The following is a 14,789-nucleotide window of genomic DNA, read 5'->3' as shown; positions in this document are numbered from 1 at the left end:
GCGCACGGGCCGGCGTCTGGGCAGTGCGTGGCTCAGGATTCGCGGTCGACCACGCGGTCGGCCAGCATCGCCAGCCAGCGCTGGTCGGGGACGCCACTGGCCTCCAGCGCGACACGGGCGCGCCCGTGCAGTTCCACGGCGCGGGCGCGGGCGCCCTCCAGGCCGAGCAGGGAGACGTAGGTGGGCTTGTTCTGATCGGCGTCCTTGCCGGCGGTCTTGCCGAGCACGTCGGAAGCCTGGGTGACATCGAGGATGTCGTCGACCACCTGGAAGGCCAGGCCGATGGCGGCACCGTAGTCGGCCAGGGCCGCCCAGGCCGCGGGCGTGGTGCGGCCGCAGGCAGCCCCCATCAGCACGCTGGCCTGCAGCAGGGCGCCGGTCTTGCGGCGGTGCATGTCCTGCAGGGACTGCTCGTCGAGCTGGTGGCCGACGCTGGCCAGGTCGATGGCCTGTCCGCCGGCCATCCCGAACACGCCCGAGGCACGCGCCAGCAGGCTGCACAGCCTGGCCTGCAGCGCCAGGGAGGGCAGGTCGTCGGCGGGGGTGTCGGACGGCGTCAGCACCTCGAAGGCCAGGGCCTGCATCGCGTCGCCGGCCAGCATCGCGCGGGCTTCGCCGTACTGCACGTGCACGGTGGGCTTGCCGCGGCGCAGCACGTCGTTGTCCATGCACGGCATGTCGTCGTGGATGAGCGAATAGGCGTGGATCAGCTCGACCGCGCAGGCTGCGCGCAGGGCGATCGCACATTCACCCTGCACCGCCTGGGCGGCGGCGAGCACCAGCAGCGGGCGCAGGCGCTTGCCGCCGTCGAGCACGCCATAGCGCATCGCATCGCCCAGGCCGGCCGGGGCGTCGGCGAGCACCAGCGCGTCGAGCTGGGCCTCGACGCGGGCGAGTTGTTCGCCAGCCCAGGCATCGAATGCCAATCGTGTCATGACGGGATTCCTTGCGAAGGGCGCAGCCGCGCGGGCCACCGGGGCATCGGCCTGCTCATGCCGCGTCGCTCCAAGCCTGGAGCTGACCGTTCTCCAGCACCTTGACCTGCTGTTCCACCGCGTCCAGGCGGCCACGGCACCAGCCCAGCAGTTCGGCACCGCGCCGGTAGCTGTCCAGCAGCTGGTCGAGCGGCAGCTGGGCACTTTCCATCGCCTGGACCAGGCGGTCCAGTTCGGCCAGGGCAGCCTCGTAGCTGGCGGGCTCGGCCATCGGGGCGGGTGAGGAAGGGGAGGGCGCGCGCTTCGACATGGGCGGGGGAGAAACTTTCGATTGTAGGCGTCGGGAACGGCCGGACCTGGTTGGCTTGCCTGGCTGGGCGAGGTGTCTTCGTCGTGCAGGCACATCGGCGCGGCAGACTGCACGCCCCCCGGGCCCGCAGGAAGACGCCGGCTACAATCCGCAATTCGCCTTGGGCAACCGCCCACCCCGGCCCAACCGTGTGATCGGGTGAGCTGCCACGTTCAATTCGCAACGTCCGGTTGCACACGGTTTCCCTTCCGCCCAGGCCCGGGCCGATCCGGGTGGTGGTTCGACATGCATTTTTGGAGATCCTGGGGATCATGTCCGACCTGAGCCTTGCGCAGACCGCGCTGCAAAGAAGTCGCACTCAACTGCCGGTGTCGAGTTATTTCGACCCGCTGCTCTTCGATCAGGAGGCGCGACTCATCTTCCAGTCCGGTCCGCGCTACCTGGGGCATGAGCTGATGGTCCCCCAGGTCGGCGATTTCCATGCGCTCGCGCAGGAAGGCGAGGGCCGTGCGCTGGTGCGCACCGCCAACGGGGTCGAACTGGTCTCCAACGTCTGCCGTCACCGCCAGGCCGTGATGCTCAAGGGCCGCGGCAACTCGGGTGGCGCTGTGGTGTGCCCGCTGCACCGCTGGACCTACGACCTGCACGGCAAGCTGCTGGGTGCGCCGCACTTCGTCGAGGATCCCTGCCTGAACCTGCGCAACTACCCGGTGCGCACCTGGAACGGGCTGGTCTTCGAGGACAACGGACGCGACATCGAGGCGGACCTGGCCGGCATGGGTCCGCGTGCCGACCTGAGCTTCGACGGCTACGTCTTCGACAAGGTCATCCAGCACGAGTGCAATTACAATTGGAAGACCTTCATCGAGGTCTACCTGGAGGACTACCACGTCGGCCCCTTCCACCCCGGCCTGGGCAACTTCGTCACCTGTGACGACCTGCGCTGGGAGATGGGCCGCGAGTACTCGGTGCAGACCGTGGGCGTGGCCCAGGGCATCGGCAAGGCGCTGGGCAAGCCGGGGTCGGAGGTCTACCGCCGCTGGCACGAGCAGGTGGCACGCTTCCAGAACGGGGTGGTCCCACGGCACGGCGCGATCTGGCTGACCTACTACCCGAACGTGATGGTCGAGTGGTACCCGAACGTGCTGACGGTCTCGACCGTCTACCCGATCAGCCCGGAGAAGACGCTCAACACGGTGGAGTTCTACTACCCCGAGGAGATCGCCGCCTTCGAGCGCGAGTACGTCGAAGCCCAGCAGGCCGCCTACATGGAGACCTGCATCGAGGACGACGAGATCGGCGAGCGCATGGACGCCGGGCGCAAGGCGCTGCTGGCGCGCGGCGACAACGAGGTCGGTCCTTACCAGAGCCCGATGGAGGACGGCATGCAGCACTTCCACGAGTGGTACCGCCGTCGCATGGGCGAGCACGCGCCTGAATGACGTCGCCTGACCCGTCTCCCGGCCATGCCCCGTCGGCGGGGCGCAGGGCCGGGCGGCGGGCCGCGCTCACCTCCGCCAGCGCCCTGATGGTGGCGGCCGCCTTCCTGTTCGCCACCATGGGCGTGTGCGTCAAGCTGGCCTCGGCCTACTATGGCAGCGGCGAGATCGTGATGTACCGCGGCCTGGTCGGCGTGCTGGTGCTGGCCGTGCTGGCACATGCGCGCGGCGAGACGCTGCGCACCCGCGTGCCGGGCATGCACCTGTGGCGCGCCATCGTTGGTGTGTCGGCCCTGTCGTTGTGGTTCTATTCGATCTCGGGCCTGCCGCTGCCCACGGCGATGACGCTGAACTACATGTCGTCGGTGTGGATGGCGCTGTTCCTGATCGGCGGGGGCATCCTGGCCGGGGGATCGCGCATCGACGGCCGGCTGATGGCCTCCGTGTTGGCCGGCTTTGCCGGCGTGGCGATGGTGCTGCGCCCGACCATCGAGGCGCAGCAGCTCTGGCATGGCCTGCTCGGGCTGCTGTCGGGCGTGCTGTCGGCGATGGCCTACCTGCAGGTCACGGCACTCGGCCGGGTCGGCGAGCCGGAGAGCCGGGTCGTCTTCTACTTCTCGCTGGGCGGGCTGGTGGCCGGGGCGGTGCTGTCGCAGTTCACCGGCGGCCTACACACACACACTTGGCGCAGTGCGGCACTGCTGCTGGCGGTGGGCGGCCTGGCGACGGTGGCGCAGCTCATGATGACGCGCGCCTACGCGACCGGCCGGCCGCTGGTCAACGCCAGCCTGCAGTACCTGGGCATCGCCTTTGCCTTCGTCTACGGGGTGCTGCTGTTTGGCGAGCCGGTGCACCTGGTCGCGCTGGGTGGCACCCTGCTGATCGTCGCGGCCGGCATCGCCGCGGCCAGCCTGCGCCAGGACAACCAGGCGCGCGTGCGCCCGGCCGAAACCCTGCCGCCCGACATCGAGCCCTGATCCTTCCGACCCTTCGCCAAGGAGCCTTGCCGTGACTGTTGCCGTGAACGTGACCCTGCCCAGCCCCCTGATCAGCGCGGCCGAGTTGCAGCCTCTGCTTGACCGCATCGGCCGCGTCTGCCTGCTGGATGCACGTTTCGACCTCGCGCAGCCGGAGGCGGGCGAGTCGGCCTACCGGCAGGCCCACCTGCCCGGCGCGCTCTATGCCCACCTGGAGCGAGACCTCAGTGCCATGCCGCCGGCGCCGGCACTGTGTGGCGGGCGCCACCCGCTGCCGACGCCGCAGGCCTTTGCGCGCACCGTCGCGGCCTTTGGCATCACGCCAGCCACGCCGGTGGTGGTGTACGACGCCAGCGGCGGCATGTACGCCGCGCGGGCCTGGTGGCTGCTGCGCTGGCTCGGTCACCAATCCGTGGCGGTGCTCGATGGCGGCCTGCCCGCCTGGGTGGCCGCGGGCGGCGCCCTGGAGTCGGGCGAGCGCCGGCCGGTGCCTGCCGCCGAGCCGTATCCGCTGCCGGCGGCACCCGCCCTGGCGACGATCACGGCCGACGAGCTGCAGCGCGGCCTCGGTGCCGTCACCCTGGTCGATGCGCGTGGTCCGGAGCGCTACCGCGGCGACGTCGAGCCGCTGGACCCCGTGGCCGGCCACATCCCCGGGGCGCTGAACCGGCCCTTCACCAGCAACCTCGGGCCCGACGGCCGCTTTCTCGACGCGGCGGCCCTGCGCGCGGCCTTCACTGCGCTGCTGGGCGAGCGTGCGGGGGGCGAGGTCATCCACCAGTGCGGCTCGGGCGTGACGGCCTGCCACAACCTGCTGGCGATGGCCGCGGCCGGCCTGGGCGACGGGGTGCTCTACGCGGGCTCGTGGAGCGAGTGGTGCCGCGACCCGGCCCGCCCGGTCGCACGCGGCTGAGCCCTGCGCCGATGCTGGCGTGGCGGCAACGGACGCGGGTCGGCCCGCTTGTCCGCCCGCAAGCCGCCGTGCACACTCGTTGCCGGCATGCACCGGCCTTGATGGGTATCAAGACTGCCCGACCGGGCCGGCGCATGATTGCTTTGCTCCCCTCATTTCGGAGGCCTCCATGTACCAACGCATCCTCGTTCCCACCGACGGTTCCGACATCACGGCCAAGGCCGTGGAGACTGCCATCAACCTGTGCAAGGCCTTCGGGGCGCAGTTGAGTGCCCTGGCGGTGAAGGAGCCCTTCCCGTACAGCGCGATCTCCGAGATGCAGCCCATCCCGCCGCAGGAGTTCTTCGACTCGCAGGAGCGCATCGCCAACAAACACCTCGACGCCGTCAAGGCCGCCGCCGCTGCCGCCGGTGTGGCCTGCACGGCGGCCTCGGTGGAGGCGCTGCACCCCTGGGAGGCCATCCTCGACTTCGGCAAGCAGCAGGATGCCGACCTGATCGTGATGGCCTCGCATGGCCGCCGCGGCGTGGCCGCGCTGCTGCTGGGCAGCGAGACGCAGAAGGTGCTGACGCACAGCAGCGTGCCGGTGCTGGTGGTGCGCTGACACAACTCGGCACAACGCAGCGCAAGGCGGCGCCCAGCGGCGGCGCAGCAAAAAGGGGACGGCATGCCGTCCCCTTTTCGCGTTGATGCCGGTGCGCGTCAGTCGTCGTCGCCGCCACCGAACACGCTGCCAAGCAGACCGCCCGCGGCCACGCCGCTGAGCAGCGAGCCCTCCTCGCGGCCACCGCCACCGGTCTGCGGCGCGGCTGCGAAGATGCGGCTGGCCAGGCGCGAGAAAGGCAGGCTCTGCAGCCAGACGGTGCCCGGGCCGGTCATCTTGGCCAGGAACAGGCCTTCGCCGCCGAACAGTGCGGTCTTGATCTTGCCGACGTACTGGATCTCGAAGTTCACGTCCGGCGTGTGTGCCACGACGCAGCCGGTATCGATCAGCAGCACCTGGCCGGGCTGCAGGTCGCGGCGCATCACGGTGCCGCCAGCGTGCACGAAGGCGAGGCCGTCGCCTTCGAGCTTCTGCATGATGAAGCCCTCGCCGCCGAAGAAACCCACCGACAGCTTCTGCTGGAAGTGGATGCCCAGGCTCACGCCGCGGGCGGCGCAGAGGAAGGCGTCCTTCTGGCAGATCAGCAGGCCGCCGAGCTTGCGCAGGTCCATCGGCAGGATCTTGCCCGGGTAGGGTGCTGCAAAACCGACGCGCTGCTTGCCGCTGCCGTGGTTGGTGTAGACGGTGGTGAACAGCGACTCGCCGGTGATCAGCCGCTTGCCCGCGCCCAGCAGCTTGCCGAAGAAGCCGCCGGTCTGCTGCGAGCCGTCACCAAAGACGGTGTCCATGCCGATGCCACCGTCCATGAACATCATCGAGCCGGCTTCGCCCACGGCGGCCTCTCCCGGGTCGAGTTCCAACTCGACGAACTGCATCTCGGCGCCCTTGATCTCGTAGTCGATCACGTCCATCGCCATCGTGTGTGCTCCTTGTGTGACAAAGGGGGGTGAGGGAAGGCGCGCATTGTGCGGCAGCCTCCGTGACAGGCGCAGCGCAGGTGGTGAAGGCTGTCACGGACGCGGCCTGCACCCGCGGGCGCGTCGGGTGGGGGGGCCGCGCGGTGCGCGTCAGGGGGCGCTGGCAGCAGGCGGGGCCGATGCGGCGGCGTCCAGCGGCGCGCGCAGCCGTTGCTGGAAGTCAGCGGGGGCCACGTACTGCAGCACGGGCCGCTCGCGGCCCTCCGTGGTCAGGGTGATCGCCAGGCCCCGGTCCGGGTAGAGCAGGTGCACCGCTGCGTCGGCCGTCGCCAGCCGCTGTGCGGGCATGCCGAAGCGCTGCTGCACCGTCGCCTCGTCCAGGCGGGCGGCCGGCAGGAAGACCACCCCGCCGAGCACGCTGCGGCGTGCTTCGGCGAGGTCCTCGGCGCGCAGGCTGGCCTGCCGGGCCCCGCTGGGCAGGATCTCGCCGCGCAGGCTGCGCTGCGCCCAGGCCGTCAGGTGGGCGGGGTCGGCCTGGGCGGCCAGCACCAGCTTGCCCTGCAGGCCACCGACGCGCACGGATTCGAGGTAGGCCTCCAGCGCCAGGTGACCCGCGCTGCTGCTCAGCAGGGCCACCTTCATCACCTCCTGCGGCCACAGGGCCTGGGCCTCCTCCAGCCGGCTGGGGGCCGAGCCGCCCAGGCGCAGCCCGAAGACCTGGGTGCCGCCATCCGGGCGCAACTGGATCTGCCAGGGCAATTGATCGGTGGCGGTGCTGGCGTCTTGGCGTGAAGGCGGCATCAGCCAAGGGAGCACGAACGCGGCAGCAACCAGGATCAGCACCCCGGCCACCAACCCCAGGACGATCTGCCACATCGGGCGGGGGGGACGGTCGGGCATCGTTGACATGGTCAGGGGGGGTATCCGAGGGCCTTGAGGCGGGACAGGGCGTATTGAGCGGCCTGCCCTTCACGGGTGAGGCGCAGGTAGGTCCGGTAGTGTTCGGCCGCATGCCGGGTACGCCCCAGCGCTTCCAGGGCGACGCCTTGAAGGAAGATCACGCCCGGGTCGCCCGGCAGCAGCCGGTCGTATTGTTCCAGAGCCAGCCAGGCCTTTGCCGCGTCGCGCAGGCTGAGCTGCAGCGTGGCGACCAGACGGTGGGCCTGGGCCTCGCCGGGATGCAGCTCCCGCGCCACCTGTGCATGAAGCAGGGCCTCCCGACTGTGACCCTGCGCCTGAAGGCACTGCGCCAATCGCACCCGGGTGGCGTAGTCGTCGCTGGCGATCTGCAGGGCCCGCCCGAAGTGCGTCGCCGCCGTGACCAGGTCCTGGCCCAGCATCGCCAGCTCGCCGAGCTGGCAGGCCTCGATCGCCGGGACCTGCCGCTGCAGCCAGGCCAGTTGTGCCGACCAGAGCGCCGGGGCGGTGCGGCGGCGTGTCGTGCTGTCACGCAACTGGCCGACACTTTCGTGGGCGCGCCGGCGGCGTGCATCGTCCAGCGGGTGGTGCCGGTTGATCGTTGCAAGCAGTCCCGGCTGGGCCTGGGCTCGTTCGGCCAGTCGGTCCAGCACGCGCGGCCATGCCTGCGCCGGGTAGCCCGCGCGTGTCAAGTAGCGCATGGCCAGCACATCCGCTTCGATCTCCTGCTCCGGGGTGAAATCGCGCAGTAGTGGACTGTCCCCCAGCGGATCGACCAGGCCGATCACCGGGGTCCAGGCCGAGTCCTGGCTCACCGACACGGTGCTGGCAAGCAGACGCCGGCGCCACTCGCTGCGCGACAGGGCCTGCGCAACCTGCTGGCTGCCCAGGTGGCCCAACTGGTGCGCGAGGACCGCGGCCAGTTCGGACTCATCGCGCAGCATCACCAGCCAGCCGCGCGTGATGCCAATGCTGCCGCCGGGGAAACTGTAGCTGTTCACATGATGCGCATTCACCACCCGCACCGTGCAGGGCTGCGCTTGCGAATTGGCTGCCGCCTGCAGGTCGCGCCCCACCCGCTCGACATAGGCGTGCAGGTCACCGTCCTGCACGAAACCGAGGTCCAGCGAGAACTGGTGCGGTGCCAACTGTGCATCCACGGCCGGGTCGGCCGACTCGCGCCCCGGTGCCGCGGGCAGGGGAGCGCTTGTGGCCGGGCTGGCATCACCGCTTGAGGCGCCGGGTCTGCGGTCGGCCAGCGCACAACCTGCCAGAGCCAGTCCGCAGCCCGCTGACCAAGCCTGCCGCAGCCAGCGCCGCCGCGGTGATTCTGCCCCCGGCCAGCCATCTGCGTCGCGACCCGCTTCGCCCACATCGAATGACCGCCTGGGTTGTCTCAGCCCGCCTGCCATGATCCCGCCTGCCACATGTGATTGCATTTTTTGCAATTCTAGGCTGGCATGAGGGCGCCCATCGTGTAATGGCCGCTCAAAAGCGTTTGCCGCCACTCCGAGAGGCAAAGAAAAACGCCAAGTCCGGTCAGGGACTTGGCGTCGATTTGGTGGAGCCGGGGGGGATCGAACCCCCGTCCGCAAGCCATCCTCAGGCAGTTCTACATGCGTAGTTCTCTGATTTGAGTCTCGCGTCGCAGACGGGCAGGAACACCCTTCAGACAACGCCAGTCACAAGATCTCGTACCCGGTTGTGTGACCCCACCGGATACCAGCCAATGTGAATTACCTCTCAGCCCTTGCGGGCCCGGCCCATCGGCCAACCGTTGAGAGGCTCGCTGGTGTTAAGCAGCGAGAGCGTACGTAGAGTCGTTCGCAGTTACTTTGTTTCCAGTGGATTTACGAGCGAACTGGTGCTCGGCATGCCCTGCTCCGATTCCGCACCCACGTCGAAACCAGGTCGGCCCCTAGAACGCTCTATTTTAGTCCAGTCCCAGCAGTTTCAAGAGGTCGGAGGGACTTTGTGCGAGGTGATCGGCGCCCCAGTGCCCGATGGGGGCACCGTCTCCCAGGTAGCCCCAGGCTGCGGCGATGGTGGCCATGCCGGCGGCCCGGCCGGCCTGGATGTCGCGCAGGTCATCGCCGACGTAGATGCAGGTGGCGGGTGCGAGGCCCAGTTGGTCGGCCGCCAGCAGCAGCGGATCGGGGTGGGGCTTGGCTCGGGCGGCGCTGTCGCCACAGACCAGCACGGCGCAGCGTTGGTCCAGGCCCAAGCCACTCACCAGGGGGGTGGCGAAGCGGCTGTGCTTGTTGGTCACGATGCCCCAGGCGGTGCCGCGGCGTTCCAGTGCCTGGAGGACCGCATGCATGTCATCGAACACCCGGGACAGTTGCGTCAGGCGGCGGGCGTAGGCGTCGAGGTACTCTGCTTTCAGGGCCTCGAAGTCGGCATGCTCCGGGCGGCTGTCCAGCGCGATGGACAGCATGCCGCGCGCACCGGTGCCGGTCAGCGGGCGGTAGTCGTCCAGTGGCCGGGGCGGCAGGCCGCGCTGTTCACGCAGATCGTTGCCGGCGCCGGCGAGATCAGGGGCACTGTCGACGAGGGTGCCATCCAGGTCGAACAGGACGGCGTGGTGGGGAATCGCCATGGGGGAGGTCGGGCAAAGCGGGTGCGAGGGGCGCAAGCAGGCGGCTGCTGTGGTCGCACTGGCAAATCAAAGGTCAGATCTCAGCTCGGACGGCTCAGGTCAGATGGCGGCCTTGCGGCAGGCCACCAGGTAGTTCACGCTGGTGTCGGCATTCAGCTGGTAGCGACGCGTGAGCGGGTTGTAGCCCATGCCGCGGGTGTGTTGCAGATCGAGCCCGCTGTACCGGCACCACCGGGCCAGCTCGCTCGGCCGGATGAAGCGCGCGTACTCATGCGTGCCGCGTGGCAGCAGGCCGAGCAGGTACTCGGCACCGAGGATGGCGTGCAGGAAGGCCTTCGGCTGGCGATGGATGGTCGAGAAGAACACCCAGCCACCGGGCTTGGCGAGCGTGGCACAGGCCTGCACGATGGAGGCCGGGTCGGGCACATGCTCCATCATCTCCATGCAGGTGACCACGTCGAACAGGCCGGGTTGTTCAACGGCCAGGGCTTCGGCAGCGATTTCGCGGTAACGCAGCGAGGCGACGCCGGCTTCCATCGCATGGAGCTGGGCCACTTTCAGAGAGCGCTCGGCCAAGTCGATGCCCAGCACGTCGGCGCCCTGGCGGGCCATGCTTTCGGCCAGGATGCCGCCACCGCAGCCGATGTCGACCACCCTGCGCCCGGTCAGTGGCCCAGCGCACTGCTCGATCCAGCCGAGCCGCAGTGGGTTGATCTCGTGCAGGGGGCGGAACTCGCTGTCCGGATCCCACCATTTGTGGGCCAGGTCGCTGAACTTGGCCAGTTCCTGGGCGTCGACGTTGCTCATCGGAGTGTGGTGGCGAGGGGACGGGTGATGAAACGGGAGGCGGCAACGAAAAACCCCGCCGCAGCGGGGTTTCCTGATGCAAGCCGCGAGAGCTTACTTCTTGGTGCGAGTACCGACCACTTCGATTTCGACGCGGCGGTTCTTCTGCTTGCCTTCCTTGGTCGAATTGTCGGCCACCGGCTGCTTCTCACCCTTGCCTTCGGTGTACACGCGGTTTTGCTCGATGCCCTTGCTGGTCAGGTACTGCTTGACCGCTTCGGCGCGAGCAACCGACAGCTTCTGGTTCATCGCGTCGGAGCCGTCGGAGTCGGTGTGGCCGACTGCGATGATGACTTCGAGGTTGATGTCCTTGACCTTGCCGACCAGATCGTCCAGCTTGGCGCCGGCTTCCGGCTTGAGCTTGGACTTGCCCGTGTCGAAGAAGGCGTCGGCAGCGAAGGTGACCTTCTCGCTGACCGGTGCAGCCGGAGCAGCGACCGGAGCGGGAGCGGGCGTCGGTGCCACCACCGGTGCCGGGGCGGGCGCCGGAGCGGGGGCAGGTGCCGGAGCGGGGGCAGGTGCCGGAGCGGGCGCCGGTGCCGGTGCAGGCTCCGGGGCGGGCGCCGGTGCCGGGGCAGGCACGCCATCGCATTTCTGCACGCCAGTGGCCTGAGTGAAGCCGGCATCGCGCCAGCACAGATCGCCAGCACCGTTCTTCACCACGGTGCCGTCGGCGGAGCGCCAGTTGTCAACGGCGCCAGCGCCACCGCCGGTTGCGCAAGCCGCCAGCGCGGCCGATGCGAACAGCAAGGCCACTTTATTGAGTTTGTTCATGGTTCTCCTCTCGAGAAAAGCCGCGGAGGGCTGCAAAAACGCACTGAGACCCGGCGGCCCCTGTGTCTCAAATGTGCAGGCAGGGCACGATGGGCCGACCAAATCATTGTGCCATAGGCCATTTAAACAACAACCCGTGGCTGGCCTGACGCCGGAGTGCTCCCCGGCCTGTTGCAAATGGGCGACATCGGCGCGACCGTAGAATCGCGGTTTGTCCAGCCCGGGCTGGCCTGCCTGCACTACGCAGACGCAGGCCGAGCAGGACCGGGCGCCGGAACGCACCGACGCATGAGCTCCTTCGCCAAAGAAACCCTGCCCATCAGCCTCGAAGAAGAGATGCGGCGGTCCTACCTCGACTACGCGATGAGCGTGATCGTGGGTCGGGCGCTGCCGGATGCGCGTGATGGCCTCAAGCCGGTGCACCGGCGCGTGCTCTTCGCGATGCACGAGCTGAACAACGACTGGAACCGGCCTTACAAGAAATCGGCGCGCATCGTCGGTGACGTGATCGGTAAGTACCACCCGCATGGCGACACGGCGGTGTACGACACCATCGTGCGCATGGCACAGGACTTCAGTCTGCGCCACATGCTGGTGGACGGCCAGGGCAACTTCGGGTCGGTCGACGGCGATGCGGCCGCGGCGATGCGATACACCGAAATCCGTCTGTCGAAGGTGGCGCACGAGATGCTGGCCGACATCGACAAGGACACCGTCGATTTCGGTCCGAACTACGACGGCAGCGAGAAGGAGCCGCTGGTGTTGCCCAGCCGGCTGCCGAACCTGCTGGTCAACGGCAGCGCCGGCATCGCGGTGGGCATGGCCACCAACATCCCGCCGCACAACCTCAACGAGGTCGTCGATGCCTGCCTGCACCTGCTGAAGGCCCCCGAGGCCAGCCTCGACGAGCTCATGCAGATCATCCCGGCGCCGGACTTTCCGACCGCCGGCATCATCTATGGCATCAACGGCGTGCGCGAGGGCTACCGTACCGGGCGCGGCAAGGTGGTGATGCGCGCCAAGGTGCACTTCGAGGACATCGACCGTGGCCAGCGCCAGTCGATCATCGTCGACGAGCTGCCCTACCAGGTCAACAAGAAGACGCTGCAGGAGCGCATGGCCGAGCTGGTGCACGAGAAGAAGCTCGAAGGCATCAGCCACATCCAGGACGAGTCGGACAAGTCAGGCATGCGCCTGGTCATCGAGCTCAAGCGCGGCGAAGTGCCCGAGGTGGTGCTGAACAACCTGTACAAGCAGACGCAGCTGCAGGACACCTTCGGCATCAACATGGTGGCGCTGATCGACGGTCAGCCGCGCCTGTGCAACCTCAAGCAGCTGCTGGAGATCTTCCTGGAGCACCGCCGCGAGGTGGTGACGCGGCGCACCGTGTTCGAGCTGCGCAAGGCGCGCGAGCGTGGTCATGTGCTCGAAGGCCTGGCGGTGGCGCTGGCCAACATCGACGAGTTCATCCGCATCATCAAGGAGTCGCCGACCCCGCCGGTGGCCAAGCTGGCGCTGATGAATCAGAGCTGGGACAGCTCGCTGGTGCGCGAGATGCTCGCCCGCGCCGAGTCCGACACGCCGGGCGGGCGCGCAGCCTACCGGCCCGAGGGCCTGGCGCCGCAGTTCGGCATGCAGACCGACGGGCTGTATCGCCTCTCGGACGACCAGGCCGGCGAGATCCTGCAGATGCGCCTGCAGCGCCTGACCGGGCTGGAGCAGGACAAGATCGTCGGCGAGTACAAGGAGGTCATGGCCCAGATCGCCGACCTGCTGGACATCCTCGCCAAGCCCGAGCGCGTGACCTTCATCATCGGCGAGGAGCTGGTGGCGCTGCGCCAGGAATTCGGCCAGACCAAGCTGGGCGCGCGCCGCTCGGTGGTCGAGCACAACGTGCAGGAACTCGGCACCGAGGACCTGATCACGCCGACCGACATGGTGGTCACGCTCAGCCACACCGGCTACATCAAGAGCCAGCCGCTGGCCGAGTACCGCTCGCAAAAGCGCGGCGGGCGCGGCAAGCAGGCCACCGCGACGAAGGACGATGACTGGGTCGACCAGCTCTTCATCGCCAACACGCACGACTGGATGCTGTGCTTCAGCAATCGCGGGCGGGTCTACTGGCTGAAGGTCTGGGAGGTGCCGCAGGGCGGGCGGACCAGCCGCGGCCGGCCGATCGTCAACATGTTCCCGCTGCAGCCGGAAGAGAAGATCAACGTGGTGCTGCCGCTGACCGGCGAGTTCCGCAGCTTCCCGGCCGATCACTACGTCTTCATGTGCACGGCGCTGGGCACGGTCAAGAAGACGGCGCTGGACGAGTTCAGCAACCCGCGCAAGGCCGGCATCATCTCCGTGGACCTGGACGAGGGTGACTACCTGATCGGCGCCGCACTCACCGACGGGCGGCACGATGTGATGCTGTTCTCCGACGGCGGCAAGGCGGTGCGCTTCGACGAGAACGACGTGCGGCCGATGGGCCGCAATGCGCGCGGCGTGCGCGGCATGGCGCTCGACGAGGGCCAGAGCGTGATCGCGATGCTGGTGGCCGAGCAGGACGACACCCAGTCCGTGGGGCCTGACAACACGCCGGTGAGCGTGTTGTGCGCCACCGAGAACGGCTTCGGCAAGCGCACCTCGATCGTCGAGTACACCCGGCACGGCCGAGGCACCAAGGGGATGATCGCCATCCATCAGAGCGAGCGCAACGGCAAAGTGGTAGCCGCCACGTTGGTGCGCGCCAACGACGAGATCATGCTGATCACCGACCGCGGTGTATTAGTTCGCACCCGCGTGGCGGAAATCCGCGAACTGGGCCGCGCGACCCAGGGGGTGACCCTGATCGCCCTCGACGAAGGTGCCAAGCTGTCGGGGCTGCAGCGCATCGTGGAAAACGACGCCAATGACGTCGCTGATGCCGGCGATCCGGGCAGCGAATCCGACAATGAACCCCGTGCGGCCGGAACCCCCGGCGAGGAGAACCCTTGATGTTGCGTTTGTGTGTTTTGGCGGCGGCGCTGACCGCCAGCGGGCTGACCCTGGCGGCGGATGCCTCGGCAGCGAAGAAAGACCTGGTCAAGAAAGTGCTGCAGCTGCAGCAGCCGGGCATCGAAGGCGTAGGCAACGTGGTGGCCGGCCAGACCGCGCAGCAGATGCTGCAGGCCGCCAGCCAACAGGCCGGGCGCGTGCCGGCCGACAAGCGCGAGCAGGTCGGCAAGGAGATCCAGGAAGAGGTGCGCAAGTTCTACGAGGAAACCGCCCCGATCCTGCGTGCCATGGCGCTCAAGCAGGCCCCCGGGACGGTCGGTGTGGCGCTCGAAGAGAAGTTGAGCGAAGACGAATTGAAGGCGCTGATCGCCTGGCTGGAGTCGCCGGTCAGCAAGAAGTACCAGCAGCTCAGCGCCGAAGTGCAGCCGCAGCTGACTCAGAAGGTGGTGGCCGAGTCGCGCGCCAGCGTCGAGCCCAAGCTCAAGGCGCTGGACCAGTCGATCGCGAAGAAGCTCGGCCTGCCGCCCGCCGACGCGGCCGCCTCGAAGAAGAAGTGATCCCCTCGATCCCGA

At 68.6% G+C, this 14,789-nt stretch carries 14 protein-coding genes and 1 other RNA gene; 6 read left to right on the top strand and 9 right to left on the bottom strand.

Annotated elements, in window-relative coordinates; genetic code table 11:
- Nucleotides 1–32 precede the first annotated feature (32 nt).
- Together NGK70_RS23075 and xseB are read right to left on the bottom strand one after the other, a co-directional pair.
- Entirely contained in the window at nucleotides 33–935 is a 903-nt protein-coding gene (locus tag NGK70_RS23075; protein ID WP_251970790.1) for a polyprenyl synthetase family protein, read from the bottom strand.
- 55 nt (nucleotides 936–990) lie between these two features.
- Nucleotides 991–1,206 (bottom strand): exodeoxyribonuclease VII small subunit, encoded by a 216-nt coding sequence (xseB, locus tag NGK70_RS23070; protein ID WP_428985551.1) that lies wholly within the window; start codon nucleotides 1,204–1,206, stop codon nucleotides 991–993.
- 350 nt (nucleotides 1,207–1,556) lie between these two features.
- Here xseB and NGK70_RS23065 point away from each other — a divergent pair, with 350 nt between their 5' ends.
- The 4 genes from NGK70_RS23065 to NGK70_RS23050 all read left to right on the top strand — a co-directional run bounded on the left by NGK70_RS23065 (nucleotide 1,557) and on the right by NGK70_RS23050 (nucleotide 5,178).
- On the top strand, nucleotides 1,557–2,687 hold the full coding sequence (locus NGK70_RS23065; RefSeq protein WP_251970788.1) for an aromatic ring-hydroxylating oxygenase subunit alpha: 1,131 nt from the start codon (nucleotides 1,557–1,559) through the stop codon (nucleotides 2,685–2,687).
- Between the two features lie 86 nt (nucleotides 2,688–2,773).
- The gene (locus NGK70_RS23060; protein WP_251973878.1) at nucleotides 2,774–3,661 is read left to right on the top strand and encodes a DMT family transporter; all 888 of its coding nucleotides are present in this window, start codon (nucleotides 2,774–2,776) and stop codon (nucleotides 3,659–3,661) included.
- Between the two features lie 55 nt (nucleotides 3,662–3,716).
- A complete protein-coding gene (locus tag NGK70_RS23055; protein WP_251973877.1) occupies nucleotides 3,717–4,574 on the top strand; it encodes a sulfurtransferase in 858 nt (285 codons plus the stop codon).
- A 169-nt stretch (nucleotides 4,575–4,743) separates the two neighbouring features.
- Nucleotides 4,744–5,178 (top strand): universal stress protein, encoded by a 435-nt coding sequence (locus NGK70_RS23050; protein ID WP_251970787.1) that lies wholly within the window; start codon nucleotides 4,744–4,746, stop codon nucleotides 5,176–5,178.
- 98 nt (nucleotides 5,179–5,276) lie between these two features.
- Here NGK70_RS23050 and NGK70_RS23045 read toward each other — a convergent pair whose 3' ends face one another.
- From NGK70_RS23045 to ompA, 7 genes are all read right to left on the bottom strand, one after another.
- Nucleotides 5,277–6,095 (bottom strand): TIGR00266 family protein, encoded by an 819-nt coding sequence (locus NGK70_RS23045; protein WP_251970786.1) that lies wholly within the window; start codon nucleotides 6,093–6,095, stop codon nucleotides 5,277–5,279.
- A gap of 150 nt (nucleotides 6,096–6,245) precedes the next feature.
- Entirely contained in the window at nucleotides 6,246–6,995 is a 750-nt protein-coding gene (locus NGK70_RS23040; RefSeq protein ID WP_251970785.1) for a hypothetical protein, read from the bottom strand.
- Nucleotides 6,996–7,006: 11 nt separating this feature from the next.
- A complete protein-coding gene (locus NGK70_RS23035) occupies nucleotides 7,007–8,425 on the bottom strand; it encodes a M48 family metallopeptidase (protein WP_251970784.1) in 1,419 nt (472 codons plus the stop codon).
- 147 nt (nucleotides 8,426–8,572) lie between these two features.
- Nucleotides 8,573–8,932, bottom strand: a transfer-messenger RNA (tmRNA) gene (gene ssrA, locus NGK70_RS23030).
- Between the two features lie 14 nt (nucleotides 8,933–8,946).
- Nucleotides 8,947–9,612, bottom strand: a complete 666-nt coding sequence (gene gph, locus NGK70_RS23025; protein WP_251970783.1) for a phosphoglycolate phosphatase — start codon at nucleotides 9,610–9,612, stop codon at nucleotides 8,947–8,949.
- 99 nt (nucleotides 9,613–9,711) lie between these two features.
- Nucleotides 9,712–10,419 (bottom strand): bifunctional 2-polyprenyl-6-hydroxyphenol methylase/3-demethylubiquinol 3-O-methyltransferase UbiG, encoded by a 708-nt coding sequence (ubiG, locus tag NGK70_RS23020; protein WP_251970782.1) that lies wholly within the window; start codon nucleotides 10,417–10,419, stop codon nucleotides 9,712–9,714.
- A 93-nt stretch (nucleotides 10,420–10,512) separates the two neighbouring features.
- Nucleotides 10,513–11,232, bottom strand: a complete 720-nt coding sequence (ompA, locus tag NGK70_RS23015) for an outer membrane protein OmpA (RefSeq protein WP_251973876.1) — start codon at nucleotides 11,230–11,232, stop codon at nucleotides 10,513–10,515.
- A 288-nt stretch (nucleotides 11,233–11,520) separates the two neighbouring features.
- On the opposite strand from ompA, the gene gyrA reads away from it, so the two are divergent.
- Nucleotides 11,521–14,217 carry a DNA gyrase subunit A gene (gyrA, locus tag NGK70_RS23010; protein WP_251970781.1) on the top strand — a complete coding sequence of 899 codons (2,697 nt, stop codon included), beginning with the start codon at nucleotides 11,521–11,523 and terminating at the stop codon, nucleotides 14,215–14,217.
- Nucleotides 14,217–14,774 carry a DUF2059 domain-containing protein gene (locus NGK70_RS23005; RefSeq protein WP_251970780.1) on the top strand — a complete coding sequence of 186 codons (558 nt, stop codon included), beginning with the start codon at nucleotides 14,217–14,219 and terminating at the stop codon, nucleotides 14,772–14,774. Before gyrA ends, NGK70_RS23005 begins: the two co-directional genes overlap by 1 nt.
- Nucleotides 14,775–14,789: the final 15 nt, after the last annotated feature.

This window comes from Sphaerotilus microaerophilus, assembly GCF_023734135.1.
GTDB lineage: Bacteria > Pseudomonadota > Gammaproteobacteria > Burkholderiales > Burkholderiaceae_C > Sphaerotilus > Sphaerotilus microaerophilus.
Note: the sequence above shows the minus strand (reverse complement) of the source record. Positions and strands in the feature narration are given on the sequence as shown.